This window comes from Bdellovibrio sp. BCCA, from assembly GCF_037996825.1.
Classification (GTDB): domain Bacteria; phylum Bdellovibrionota; class Bdellovibrionia; order Bdellovibrionales; family Bdellovibrionaceae; genus Bdellovibrio.
The window spans coordinates 2194807-2208350 of sequence record NZ_JBBNAC010000001.1 but is presented as its reverse complement, the minus strand read 5'-3'; the positions used below and the strand labels follow the sequence as shown (position 1 = coordinate 2208350).

11 protein-coding genes are annotated in these 13544 nt (G+C 44.9%); 5 read left to right on the top strand and 6 right to left on the bottom strand.

Going from position 1 to position 13544, the window contains the following annotated elements; genetic code table 11:
• The first annotated feature begins 238 nt into the window (after positions 1 to 238).
• Positions 239 to 589: a KH domain-containing protein gene (locus AAAA78_RS10875; protein WP_340592065.1), complete on the top strand. Its 351-nt coding sequence runs from the start codon at positions 239 to 241 to the stop codon at positions 587 to 589.
• Here AAAA78_RS10875 and AAAA78_RS10870 read toward each other — a convergent pair.
• Together AAAA78_RS10870 and AAAA78_RS10865 are read right to left on the bottom strand one after the other, a co-directional pair.
• Positions 579 to 1271: a hypothetical protein gene (locus AAAA78_RS10870; RefSeq protein ID WP_340592064.1), complete on the bottom strand. Its 693-nt coding sequence runs from the start codon at positions 1269 to 1271 to the stop codon at positions 579 to 581. The genes AAAA78_RS10875 and AAAA78_RS10870 overlap by 11 nt on opposite strands.
• On the bottom strand, positions 1258 to 2016 hold the full coding sequence (locus tag AAAA78_RS10865; protein ID WP_340592063.1) for a DUF4423 domain-containing protein: 759 nt from the start codon (positions 2014 to 2016) through the stop codon (positions 1258 to 1260). Before AAAA78_RS10865 ends, AAAA78_RS10870 begins: the two co-directional genes overlap by 14 nt.
• 252 nt (positions 2017 to 2268) lie before the next feature.
• Here AAAA78_RS10865 and AAAA78_RS10860 point away from each other — a divergent pair, with 252 nt between their 5' ends.
• Genes AAAA78_RS10860 through AAAA78_RS10850 form a run of 3 tightly spaced genes read left to right on the top strand, consistent with a single transcriptional unit; the run spans position 2269 to position 7988 of the window.
• A complete protein-coding gene (locus AAAA78_RS10860; RefSeq protein ID WP_340592062.1) occupies positions 2269 to 2814 on the top strand; it encodes a hypothetical protein in 546 nt (181 codons plus the stop codon).
• A complete protein-coding gene (locus AAAA78_RS10855) occupies positions 2804 to 6952 on the top strand; it encodes a tail fiber domain-containing protein (RefSeq protein WP_340592061.1) in 4149 nt (1382 codons plus the stop codon). Before AAAA78_RS10860 ends, AAAA78_RS10855 begins: the two co-directional genes overlap by 11 nt.
• Before the next feature lie 13 nt (positions 6953 to 6965).
• Positions 6966 to 7988 (top strand): hypothetical protein, encoded by a 1023-nt coding sequence (locus AAAA78_RS10850; RefSeq protein ID WP_340592060.1) that lies wholly within the window; start codon positions 6966 to 6968, stop codon positions 7986 to 7988.
• Between the two features lie 2 nt (positions 7989 to 7990).
• On the opposite strand, the gene AAAA78_RS10845 is transcribed toward AAAA78_RS10850, so the two are convergent.
• From AAAA78_RS10845 to AAAA78_RS10835, 3 genes are all read right to left on the bottom strand, one after another.
• Positions 7991 to 10009 (bottom strand): hypothetical protein, encoded by a 2019-nt coding sequence (locus AAAA78_RS10845; protein ID WP_340592059.1) that lies wholly within the window; start codon positions 10007 to 10009, stop codon positions 7991 to 7993.
• Entirely contained in the window at positions 10006 to 10542 is a 537-nt protein-coding gene (locus tag AAAA78_RS10840) for a hypothetical protein (RefSeq protein WP_340592058.1), read from the bottom strand. The genes AAAA78_RS10845 and AAAA78_RS10840 overlap by 4 nt, the downstream gene beginning before the upstream one ends.
• 108 nt (positions 10543 to 10650) lie before the next feature.
• Positions 10651 to 10809, bottom strand: coding sequence for a hypothetical protein (locus AAAA78_RS10835; RefSeq protein ID WP_340592057.1), 159 nt, complete (start codon positions 10807 to 10809; stop codon positions 10651 to 10653).
• A 141-nt stretch (positions 10810 to 10950) separates the two neighbouring features.
• On the opposite strand from AAAA78_RS10835, the gene AAAA78_RS10830 reads away from it, so the two are divergent.
• Complete coding sequence (locus AAAA78_RS10830; protein ID WP_340592056.1) at positions 10951 to 12636, top strand: serine/threonine protein kinase; 1686 nt, start codon at positions 10951 to 10953, stop codon at positions 12634 to 12636.
• A 10-nt stretch (positions 12637 to 12646) separates the two neighbouring features.
• Here the strand turns inward: AAAA78_RS10830 and AAAA78_RS10825 are convergent, their stop codons facing one another.
• Positions 12647 to 13441 (bottom strand): substrate-binding periplasmic protein, encoded by a 795-nt coding sequence (locus AAAA78_RS10825; protein ID WP_340592055.1) that lies wholly within the window; start codon positions 13439 to 13441, stop codon positions 12647 to 12649.
• Between the last annotated feature and the right edge of the window lie 103 nt (positions 13442 to 13544).

Here is a 13544-nt window from a genome sequence, read left to right as displayed (position 1 = left end):
GTATAAGATCTAAGAAATCGCAAATTATCACTTGAAATTTTATTTGCCGAAATTGAAAGTGCTCCTTTAAAACAAGGAGCACGATCCCTGATCGTCGGGAGCACACCTTCTCTATATGTTCCTAAAAAAAGAGGAGCGGAAACATTGTCGGTTAGCGGGTTTTAATCAGAGTCTTCTTCAGGAATCCCAAATTACATACGATAATTTGAATAATACTCGAACTCTCAAGGGGTAATCGATGGAAATAAAAGTGATTAAGATGATTCGCAAAAGCAATTTAGCCTCCGAGCCCGCTCAAACAGAAGAATTACCACCCGAAGGTGAATTGGATCATCGAGAGGAAACCCGTGAGTTGTTAGAATCCATTATCAAAAGTATCGTTGACGTTCCGTCGAGTGTTCGCGTGACCTATGATGTGGGAGCAAGAACAACTGTCTTTAAGGTCGACTGCTGTCGTGAATCCATTGGAAGGTTGATCGGCACCAAAGGTCGCTGTATCAATGCTCTGCGAGTCGTGATTTCTTCGATAATGGCAATGCATGGAATGAGAGCCATTATCGAAATTCCGTATTACGCTCCTAAGGATTAATGGTGGTAGCGCGATCCAAAATTCCCGCAAGACGCTTCCACTTGTCATATTCAGCTTGTGATAAACTGGAGACACGATTGGAGATGATCAATCCAACAAAATGACGAAGTCCTTCAGACGATGACATGTCAGGATTTGTTTCTCGAGCGTGACGATAGAGGACCTCATGAACAATGGCGATGCCTTTTTGATTGTTTGTTAGTAGCTGCCAATGATCAAAGTCCACCCAATATCTGAGATCCCCAGGGAAAATGGGTGGTTTTTGAATAATCAACTGAATGTATTGACAGTTGCTAGGAATAAATCCAAATCCAATATCGGGTGTATTTAAAAAGCGGCTTTCAACTAATAAAGCAGCATCACCAATAAACGACCTGGCATAACGGGCAGCAATCTCAAATAGTTCTGGATCGAATTTTTTAATACCTTCTAAAAAAGCCACGGCACTTTCTTGTGGAGACTGGTCGCCCGGTAAGCGTGAAACGTAATAATCATAGCGAAACCTAGCTTCATATTCATCATAAAATAGAATTTCGGTTGTTCCAGTGAGGTCGTACTTACAAAGAAGAGCTCCACCGCCATTTCCAATCTCATCGCCAAGCCTTAAATGTGAATGGGCAGACGTTCCTGTTAAAAGCATCACCGTTCCAATGAGAGTAGAAACATACTTATTCATTTTCATAAGAGTCCTGTGGTAAAACCGGAAAAAGGGCAACGTTAAGATTGTAAATTTCTGTCGCGTGACCGCTCTCAAGAAGCTCGCTCAATTTCGCTCTAAATTCGGCAATTAAACTTTTTGCCTTAGGTAAGTTCTCTAATGAAATACACATCGTCATCGAGGTCATATCTCGCTTGTCGACAGGAACGTTGTCCATTGCTGACTCTGCGATTTTTAAAAATTGCTTATGGGCCTGGCGAATGGCCTGCGAAGGCACGTCATTGGATGTTGTAACTCTTTGATTTGTACGAACGTAACCATATTCCGTCTGTTTGACGAGGCCCGCATTTTCTAAGTTGCGAATGTGTTCTTCAACTTCTCGAACGGAGAATTTTGTTTTTTGAGCAATCCATGAAATCTCAGGCTGAAATTCGCTGCTTTTAAAAAGCGAAAGGATAGACCAACATCTCCAGTCAGAAACCTGTTTGAATTCTTCTTCTGTAAGTTGCCGATCAAAACCCTGACCGCGAGACATGTACTTTTGTTTTTCCAAAAGCTCTCTAACGGATTCCATCTCAAGAGATGAAAGGGCTAATGATGAAGAAAGTTTTTGCAGAGTGATTTCGCTAGGAATTGTATTACCCGACAGATAGTCAGTCAGGCGCCCCGAAGACACGCCAAGATCCCTAGCAAATGCGCGCAAGGAGTATTGCGGATTTCGAAGTTTTCTTCGCTCATGATGTTCTTTTAAAAAATCGGAAAATTCCATATCCCCTCAGTGTCACCAAGGGCGTAAGGCATGAGGTAAACCGAGTCAAATGCTCCGATATTGGTAGGAGCGCAATTCATGGAATAAGTCGCACCAATGTAATTTATTTACAGGTAAGTGGGCCTGTTGCGCTCACCCGATCGATGGACGGAGCAACACAAAAAAGACTCGTAAAGTTAGAATCGTGTAACAAATCGAAATGTTTTCTTCAAAGTTCGGTCAAAAACACCGTTATGTATTGCGAGGTGGATTTTGACTCGTTCGTTACAGTATCTAATTCTTAATAACGGGGTCGCCGCGTTCTTAACAATAACGCTGGCCGCCTGTTCTCCGTCGCCATCACCAAGCTCGGAAGAGCTTATCAAGACGAGCGTTCCCACTTTTGACGGATCAGACAACTATTCGACGACAACTCCAACCACAAAATTTGTACTGGTAGGAACCTGCGACACTAAATCGTATGGGTTGGAATACTCTTTTGATGGCTCAAGCTGGCAGCGCTTAGCTGATAACTGTGCCAGTGGGCGATTTACAGTTCATTTGATTGTTCGCGGTCTGTTGGATATTTACGTTCGCGCGAAAACAAAGATGGGGCATACGGCCGCCGCCAAAGCACGTATTCGCTTCGTATTGCCAGCAACCTCGGCCTCATTTCAAGTGGTTTCGTCAGCAAACGCGATCGAAGACACATCAGGCAAAGTTCAATTCACATCAAGTATTGCGGGAACTGACGGACATTTTAGTTCTCCAACAATGAATTTACAAACGGGGATAACAGGGATTGTTTATGGCCCATAAATTTATTATCGCATTCATTATTGGAATGGCCGAAGTGGCTTTCGCTGGAAACAGCGTGCCTCAGCTCATTCCATTTCAAGGACGTCTTACTGACACAGGTGGAGTTCCTATCAACACACCGGTCACTGTAAAATACCGAATCTATCCTCCGACTGGATCATGTTACCTTTACGAAGACACCCAAAGCGTTTCACCAAATGCTTTCGGAATTTTTTCGGTTCTTATTGGAGCAACAGGACATTCGACAGGTCCGGGTAATAACTTTGCAAATATTTTTAATAATAGTTCTCCCGGCATTTCAGATTCGTGTTCGGGAGTTTATGTGCCGGTCGCAAATGATTGGCGCCGTATTGAGGTTCTTGTCGACGGTGTGCCGTTTTCAGATATGCAGACGGTGGGTGCCGCACCTTTTTCGTTTAATACAAATATGCTAGAGGGAAAACGCGCTGCTGATTTTATTGCGAAAGATGCAACCGTAACTCAAGCGGCTTTAACGTCATTGTTAAATGGATCTGATGCCAGCAGTTTACACAACCATGATTCTCTTTACGCGAAAATTGATGGTTCCAATTCGTATACAGGAAATATCTCGACAACAGGAAATGTCGGAGTGGGAACAAGTTCCGCGACGGCCGACGTGGATATTCAGAAAAATTCTCCACGACTTCGTTTGGGAGCTGCGACGGGAGCCGGAGGAACAAGCTCTGTTGAGTTTTACAGTGGTACAACGACACAACGAGCACGTATTGAAAGCAATGAAAACTCAAATGGTCTAAAATTTTATACGGGTTCTGCAGAGGCCATGAGCATTGACGCCAATAAAAATGTCTATGTTGGTGGCTCGTTAAAAGTAACGGGAACTGTGGGAGTGGGAGCTTATACGGCAGCTCAAGATGCGACTCTTGTAGGACAGTTGGCATCGTTAGGTGTCAGCGCCACAGGATCGATGTGGATTCAGTCGACATCGGGACAATTGCGTTATTGGGACGGAACTGCTGCAAAAACGTTGTTACCGCAAGGAACAGTGATTGAGACCAGTGCTGCTTTCGGCGGAGACGTTTCTGGAACTTATACTAATTTAACAGTCAATAAAATCAAAGGCCGTGTTGTTGACGACACCGGATTAACTGCGAATAAAATTTTGAAATACGATGGAGCAAAGTGGGTCGTTGCTGATGATGGAGTCGGCTGGACGGCATCGGATGCTTCTTATTCTGCAAAAGGTATTGTTCAGTTCGATACCGATGCGACGACGTCAGGGTTGAGTGTCGCTAGTGGTGTTGCAAGCGTGAACACGGGAACAACGGCTAATAAAATCGTAAAACTGGATGGAGCCGCAAAACTTCCGGGAGTGGATGGAAGTCAGTTAACGAATATTCTCGCAACGGATCTTGTTTCTTTATTAGGAACAGGCATCGTGCAAAAAAATGGGGCAGGTTCTTATTCGACAGTGACGGTAAATGGACCATTGACTTACACGGCAGGCGCCCTTGGACTTGTGGATTCAGGTGTGACAGCAGGAACATATTCTAAGGTGACAGTAGATACGAAAGGTCGCGTGACTGTTGGAGCTAATATTGGATCCGCAGACGTCACGGGTGCTTTAGGTTACACACCACTTAATAAAGCTGGTGATGTTATGACAGGCAGTATTGGTTTAGGCAACTACACCAATGCGACTGAAGCGACTCTGATTTCTGGCTACGGCAGTGGAGACAAAGGTAAGACTTGGTTTAACTCGACAACAGGTCAAGTAAAATACTGGGATGGAACTGCGGCAAAGGCGCTGGGAATTTCTGGTGCAGGTTTAACTTCTCTTGGTGGACAAACAGGTTCTACACAAACATTTAGTACTGGAACTGCAGGAACAGCTCCAGCGTGGTCTTCAGGATCAGATATTCATACTTTGAATATTCCGATGGCTTCGGGAGCAGGAACGACGGCGGGTCTTTTAAGTAACGCTGATTACGTTGCCTTTAATTCAAAACAAGTAGCAGGAAATTATATAACTGCATTGACTGGTGATGTGACGGCTTCGGGCCCAGGTTCAGCGGCAACGACAATCGCAGCAAACGCTGTGACAACGGCAAAGATCTTGGATGGAACTATTTTAGGTGCAGACTTAAATTACGGTGGAGTGAATACTGTAACATCAGGTTTAGTGATCAAAGACAATACCGGTAAATTCTTTAACTTCAATTGTGGAACGACGGGTGATGTAGCGACTTGGACCGCGACCGGTTGGGCATGTCAGGCACCAACGGCTCCTTTGCCATCTTGTGCGGCGAACGAAGTTTTAAAATGGAATGGCACTGGGTGGGCCTGCGGCACTGATAATGCGGGAACAGGAACTGTGACTGGTGTTACAGCAACGGCTCCTTTGGCGAGCTCTGGTGGTGCGGCTCCGGTGATTTCAATTTCTAATGGGACAACAGCGGGACAAACTCTTCGTTGGGGGGGAGCAAGTTGGGTCGCGGCACAGCTTTCCGACTCTGATATTACTGGTCTTGGAACTCTTGCGACAAAAAATTCTGTAGACCTTGGAACTGCGGATGCCACTGGAACATTGGCAGCAGCACGTATGCCAGCATTGACCGGTGATGTGACTTCTACGGCGGGATCATTGACGACGACTCTTGCGAACTCAGGTGTCACGGCAGGAACATATTCAAAAGTAACTGTGGATGCAAAAGGCCGTGTGACTGTTGGCGCGACGATCAGTTCTTCGGACGTCACAACAGCATTGACGTATACACCGCTTAATAAAGCGGGTGATGTCATGACGGGAACAATTGGTTTAGGAAACTATACGAATGCGACTGAAGCTACTTTGATTGCGGGTTTCACAGCGGCTGATAAAGGTAAAACTTGGTTTAACTCAACAACAGGTCAAGTGAAATACTGGGATGGAGCTGCGGTGAAAGCTTTGGGAATTTCTGGCGCAGGCTTAACTTCTCTTGGTGGACAAACGGGCTCCACACAAACATTTGCCATTGGAACTACAGGCACGGCTCCAGGATGGTCTTCAGGATCGGATGTTCACACTTTGAATATTCCGATGGCAGCAACGGCAGGAACAACGGCGGGTCTTTTAAGTAAAACAGATTACGATGCATTCAATTCAAAACAAGCCGCTGGTAATTACGTGACAGCATTAACGGGCGACGTAACGGCATCAGGTCCCGGATCTGCGGCAGCAACAATTGCAGCAAATGCGATTACGACGGCGAAGATCTTAGACGGAACTATTTTAGGTACAGATCTAAATTATGGCGGAGTTAACCTTGCAACCTCAGGACTTGTTATTAAAGACAACACAGGAAAGTTTTTTGATTTTGCCTGTGGAACTACGGGCAACGTCGCAACGTGGACGGCCACAGGTTGGGCCTGTCAGGCACCAACGACGTATGTGACAGGAGTTACGGCGACCGCACCACTTGCAAGTTCAGGTGGCGCGGCTCCGGTGATTTCAATTTCCAATGGTTCAACAACAGGACAAACTCTTCGTTGGGGTGGAGCAAGTTGGACTGCCGCGCAACTTTCAAATTCCGATATCACAGGCCTTGGAACTCTCGCGACTAAAAATTCCGTGGCTTCTGCGGATATCACAGACGGCACAATCACCGGAGCGGACGTCAGCACTTCCGCTGCTCTTTCTGTGGCTTCTGTCACGACAAGTGGAAATGCTTCTGTCGGTGGAACACTCACGGTAACAACAAGTATTTCAGCGCCAAGTTATAACTACACGTCAGATCGTCGTCTTAAAAAAGACATTGTGACGATGTCAGGTCTTGATACAATCCTCAAACTCAGGGGCGTTCGTTTTAACTGGATTAAAGATGGCAAACCAGAAGTGGGTCTCATCGCTCAAGAAGTAGAGCAAGTAGAGCCAGATCTCGTGGTCACAGATGAGCGAACGGGATTTAAGGCTGTGAAGTACGGAAACGTTGTTTCTCCCTTAATTGAAGCAACCAAAGAACTTTATGGGATATGTGTGGCTCATGAAGAAGTCATACATAAAAACACCCGCGATGTAGCGTCTTTAAAAGCCGAAGTGCAAGAGCTTAAAAAACAAAATGAAGATTTGCGTAAAGAGATTCAAGAAATTCGCAATATGATTATGGAACAAAAAAGATAAGGAATTTTTCTTTATGCGCGAACTGTTTTTAGCTTTATCTTTTTTTTCATCTCTCACTTACGCGGATACAGGACACATCATTTGCGCAACGGGTGTGACAAGTTGCCCGCAGACTCCGAATTCTTTTACTCAGGACAATCCCAAAGAAATCACGGAATACTCTGTTTGCAAAAGAGTCACCAATTCCAACAATTACGGAATTTTTGTTCCCACATCTTCTGCAACCGAATGGACAAATTTTTATAGTAATCCTCCTCCGGGAGTGACCATTGGACTTTGCCAAAGCTGCAGTCCAGGCTCCCAAACGATCACTTCAGATACAACGACATGGACTGTTCCTGTTAATTGTACTTCCATCACGATCAAAGCTTGGGGCGGTGGCGGTGGCGCTGGTGGTGCCGCTTCTACGAAGTCAGGTTCCGGCGGAGGTGGTGGTTACTCTACGAAGACGCTCACGGGTTTGACCCCTGGTGAAACCTTCACGATCACCATTGGTCAGGGAGGAACAGCAGGAGGCGCTGGCACAGGAATTGGTGGTAGCGGCGCATATGCCGGAGGCACAGGGGGAACAACTGCCGCCGGTGCTGATGGTGTAGGTTCAGGCAATATAAGTGGCGGAACAGCACAAGGAACGGGAACCGCCGGTGGAAAAGGAAATTACGGTGGCGGCGGCGGCGGTGGTCTTGCTGCCAATCGTGGCGGCGGAGGCGGTGGTGCTACGTCTGTCATCCGAAACACAGGAAGCGTGATTCATGTCATAGCCGGTGGTGGTGGCGGCGGTGGCGGCGGAGAGAGTAACAACAACGGTATTGGTGGTGCCGGTGGTGGAGGTTGTGGCGTCGCTGGAAGTAATGCAACGGCGGCTGGAAATAAAGGTGGCGGCGGCGGCGGCGGAACTTGCGTCGGCACAACAACCGCGGCTGGCAGTGGAGCAACGCCAGGAAACTCGGCAGAAGCAGGAACTTCGGCGGCAGGGGGAGCAGCAGCTTCAACATCTCCAGGAGTCGCAGGACAAGTGATAATTTCTTATCCTTAGTGCTACTTTAACGGAGCTTGCAATCCAAATTCATACATCAAACTTAAATAATGTCCTGTCAATTCGACAGTGTTCGGAAGTCCGATAGGATCATTGGTCGCATACTCTGCATGCTCGACATTGTAAGTGTAACCGATAAGCCATTTGTTAAGCTCATCTGATTGATAGGTGCCAAAGAGGCTGCCCTTATAAGAATAACGATTTTTTTGCGACAGCCCATTAGGTGTTCCAAGATCTTGAGTGCCAAGATAATACGAAGCTTGAATCTGATAACCGATACGCTCCGTAATTGAAGCAAAATACGCGGTTCTCAATTCAGGACCCATGCTTTTTAAAAGTTTCACATCAACTTGAGAAGTAAACGGATGAGTTAAAACTTCCGGTATTTCTTTATAGGCATATCCCAACCAAAATCGGAGGCGAGCACCGTTGGCAAGAATATGGCGATATCCCAAATGAATTCCAGCGTCGTTGTAGGCATGATATTGGCCGTCAATAATAACTCCAGAAGTACCCACTTGACCAAGAACACCTAAGCGCGATTTGCGATGCCAATAACCAATGGCTCCCTCTGTTTCACCAGAGTAAAGAGTCTGATTAACAATTGAATTCAAATCATAATTGGCGCCTTTTAAACTTGAGAAAGAAGAAATCTGTCGAGCCCAACCGTAAAACTGAGAAGATTCTTCCGAGACACCTAAATCCAGTTTCACATAATTATTAATTGCAAATTCTGTAGCAGAAGCGGGAGCGCGATCCACCGGATTTGACTTTTCCCTTGGAGATAAAGCCTTCACAGACCATTTGTATCGCTGTCCCGCAGGAAGATTTAAAATAACCCAAGGATCTTGTGTGATTTTTGTTTCAATTAGGGAGCCGTCATCTGCAAACAATGAGAACTCGTATCGATCAGCACCTTTGTCGGCCAACCATTCAAAACGTGTTTGAGATTTAAGATCGTCGGTGGACTCCACGGTGCTTTGTGGTTCAGGACTGAGCGGGCGAGGAGCCGATCTTGCAATGAAAAAGCTTGAAGGGGCACTCCACTCCGAAGGTGTATTGCCCTCTAAAATATAGCGACTCCGAATTTCATATTCACCGGGGGCTAGCTTTAAGGCAACGCCAGGGCTAAAGGAATCATAGGTAGAAGGTTCTGAAGTTTCATTGTTTTTGCTCACACTAACGACTTCGAATTGATATTTTTCAGCTTTATTATTCGCCGTCACCTTCACGTTAAGAACTCGCCCGCCTTCCGTCGCTTTTACAAGAGAAAAACGGTGACACGAAACCCCACCTGTTTGTTTTAAGAGCGAGAGGGCGTGGGATTTATTTTGCACCGGCAGAACAGACCAATAGTATTGGGATTCGGGCTGCAAAGACTCCCGCAACCAGTTTCGTTTTGTTAGAAGTATTCTTAAGTTTTCACCTTTATGGTTTTTCAGAATATATAAATAAAACTTAGCACCGTCTTTTTTAGGCCATTCAAAAGTGATGGTTTCATTTTTATCTGATTTCGCTTCCACCACAGAGTTAGGTTTTGGAAAGGCACTGCGCAGAGGAGAAAAATTAACCCAGAAAGCTTTGTAAGGCCCCCAAGGCCCAGGCATCCTCTGATCGCTCAAAGATCTTGTGCGAATTTGATATTGTCCGGGATTTAATCGAAGACGAATGATGGGTTCTGCGGTCGGGACTGTGAACTGCATCGGTTGCGCCCAAATATGTTTGTACGGAACGACCTGTGCTTCGTAAAAAGCAGCGTTTTCAACAGTTCCTAATGTGACTCGGATACTTCGAGCGGGAGTGTCTTGTTTTAAACCATCTTGCGTGTCGACCTGAATGTCTTTCATTTCTAAAGCCGCGTCACGAGTTTGGATTTCATCTTCAAGAGTATTGATATTTTCTAAGGCGCCGTCTTGCAATAGATCAATATATGAATCGTCCCTGGATTGCACCCAGAAGGGGACTGCGACCACTAAGAGGATAAACAAAGTCAAAAGGTTCGCCCAAGAACGATTCTTCATTCGTTCTCGATCGTAATTTCGTTGATAGAGGGCGCTGTAAGATTTTTCAGAGGACGAATACGAACTTCGTATCGTGGACTTATGGCACCTTCTTCATTCTTTCGGTTGATCGTAGAAAGAACAACCGAGTAGGGCGTAAATGGAAGGCTTTCGTTATACGCTAATTCTTTGAGATAAATCGTCGTACGCGGAGTGGTGTAAGTTTTTACAACCTTCCCTACAGGATCTAAAACTTGCAAGCGATAGCGGGTGGCGTGAGGGACCGCATTCCAAGCAACGCGGACTTCACCTTCGTGATTAGAAAGAAGCGGAGTTGCTAAATTTGCCGAAAGACTTGGGGCAGGTAAAATACTATCAGTAGGATCCGTGGGGCATTCTTTGTAGACGATCTTTTCTGGTGCAGACTCTTGCTTCTGTATCGACGGCGGTGCAGACTCGATATTGTTTAAAGGAGTAGGTCTGTCAGTGACCTTTCCAATTATAAAACCAATCAAAATACCTGCAAATGTGCTGAAGATGATTTGTTTGTTCACAAAAACAGTGTAAGCCGTAACAAATTATATCGAGTAGTCGAGATTTGTCTGCCACTGCCAAGGAACTGTTGCTTCATTTCTTTTGATGCAACATCTCTGATGAGTGACTTAGTTTCTTTGGCTTGCGATTCCGCGAGAGGGCTTTTGTGTGACATCCGTAATATACACAGATTTTGTGGGATCGCCCCAAGACGAGAAAACTCGGCGGGTGGAGGCACAGGCTACAGAGCTAAGAATAGCCGCACATAAAAGAATTTTTAAAACCATATAACCTCCTCGGATATTCAGTGTACGTGCAATATCGGTGCACAGGGAGTTTGGTGCTTGGTAGGAATTTAAGGTCATACCAAATGTCTAAAGATTGGAATTTGCCTATTACCTTGACGCCACATCGAGCGTTGCTTGTGTATGCAATTGAGCAACGGTTTATGGTCGTGGGGTGAGTTCCTGTTAGCGCCTATCGAACGAAAAGCTTTTATCTTTGTATATGTGAAAAGTATTGGTTCGTATCAAATCCTAAAATCCATCGCCAAAGGAGGAATGGCAGAAGTGTTTCTGGCCAGATCCACAGTAAGTCATGGCCTGGGTAAGATTGTCGCTTTGAAGAAAACTCTTCCGGATTATTTAGACAGTCAGGAGATGAGGCAGATGTTTCTGGATGAGATGCGAATTGCGGCGTGCCTAAATCATCAAAATATTGTGCAGACCTTCGATTTTGGAATGGTGAATTCCGAAGCCTATTTCGTGATGGAGTTCATCCACGGAGTTTCACTTCGGGAACTGATCGCTTATCTGCGTGAGAGCGAAGAATTGCTCGACCTTCCCTTGGTTTTTTATATTATCAAAGAGATCGCCGAAGGATTAGATTATGCCGTTCATGTGCAGGAGCCTTCCAGTGGCAAGCCATTGAATCTTATTCATAGAGATCTGAGTCCGCATAATATTATGCTTACCTTTGATGGCGAAGTGAAAGTGATTGATTTTGGAATCGCCAAGGCGTCGGCATCCGAGCATACAACCCACGGTGTTGTAAAAGGCAAAGTCGTCTACATGAGTCCTGAGCAAATTCACGGAGAGCCCATAGATCATCGCACGGATCTTTTTTCTCTGGGAATTATTTTTTGGGAGTTATTAACAAACCGTCGATTCTTTTCAGGCAGCAGTATCGAAGAAGTTCGCAAAAAGGTGATAGAGTATAAGATAGATAATCTCAACTTTGCAGAATCTAATCGCATCGATTTTTCGAAAAAGATTCTAGAAAAACTTCTTCATCATAAGCCGGAGTTCAGATATCAAGGAGCGCGGGAACTCATAAAAGATCTTAATTTTATTCTTAATCGCGTGTATCCGCAGTTTTCCTCTCAAGAGTTGAGTGACCACTTAAAATATCGCTCATTTGTCCGACAGTATTTAAGTTCATTCGAAGAGTTGAAGACGTTCAGACAGGAGCCCTCTGTAAAACAGACGCACCCAAAGTCGGTTTCCATGCTGGAAAAAACCATTTTGACCCTAAAGAGGGTGAACCCTTTTTTATCGCCACGATTGCCGCCTCAAAAAGTCTTGAGAATGGATCAACTTCGGGTCGTTAGCGAAAACGAAAGAATTCCTTTAGGAAGGATGTTCTTTGGATTGGTTTTCGTAGTTATTGGGTGCTTTGCGAGTGTGGCTTTTCGGGTTTATTTTCCAAATGCCAGCGTCCCAAGCTATAGCCTGGATTTAGCTAGTTATAAGAACACATTGAGAGAGTTTAATGAGGCCTTTCAAGAGCGGTTCTTTAAAAAAAAGAAAGTCATTGTCGCGCCCGCGAGAATGGTCTCTATTACATTTTCATCAGTTCCGAGTGGAGCAACAATGTTAGTTGATGGACAGGCTCATTCGTTAGCTGTTCCAGTTTCATTGGCTATGGAACAGAATAAAGTTTATCAAGTTGATATTTATAAAGAAGCTTATATTCCGCACAGCTTTAAATATGTTCCGAAGCAAGAGACGCATCATATAGTTCATCTGCAAAGTTTTCCGACTTTGAAAATCACCGAATACCATGAAAATAAAATCAAAAAAAAGGTGAGTCACAAAAAACCGAAAAACAAATAGTTTTATTCTTTTATTTTAAATAACTGTTGGGAACAGCCTCTTTGTAGAGGGGTTTGCGGTACCATGACTTCAGTATTTCTTGGTATCTTCCGGACTTATGAAGAAGCTTCAGCCCCTCATTAAATTTATCAATAAGCTGTGGTCCATTTTTAATTTTTTTGGAAATCACCAAATGGTAGTCAGCCCGATGGATAATGTGCGGGCTGTGTGTGAATTTACTCGCGTCTTTTCCATAAAGTTTTTTAAGGTAGACATAACCGACTTCTAAATCGCTCGGCACGGCTTGCACTCGCTGGGTTAGGAGCATATTAAAACTCTGAGTGTCCGACGTGAGCCTTAGAACTTTAATGACGCCGTTTTTTTCGGCCTGAAGAAATTTTTCTCCCATGCCTCCGTATCCACGGGTGGAGGCGATAGTGATATTCTTAAGATCAGTATAATCGTTCCACTGCAAAGGATATGATTTCAGATGAAAGAACACATATTGGCCCGTGTAGATCACATCGCTGTAGTAATAAGCTTTTTCTCTTTCTTTAAGTCTGACAAAAGCGATGGTGCCATCCCACTCGCCGGATTTGGAAAGTTCGCCGGCGCGTGCCCAAGGGAAAAATCCCAACTTTATGTCAAACCCAACGCGTACGAACGCTTCTCGCGTGATTTGAGCAATCAAGCCATTGTTTTCTAAGGACTCAGAAATAAACGGCGACCATTCTCCTGTAGAAATACGAATGGTTTCTTTGCCGTAAGCTGTGTAAGCCGCTAGCAATAGAAAAAATAAAACAGCTATGGAATTCAGAGTTTTCACACCGCCTCCATGTAGAATGCTAAGAGGAAGAAGTGAAAAAATCCACCGCAATTTAGTTCACGAAACGATGTCCATAAAATGACAAATCTTGCCCGCATGTTTG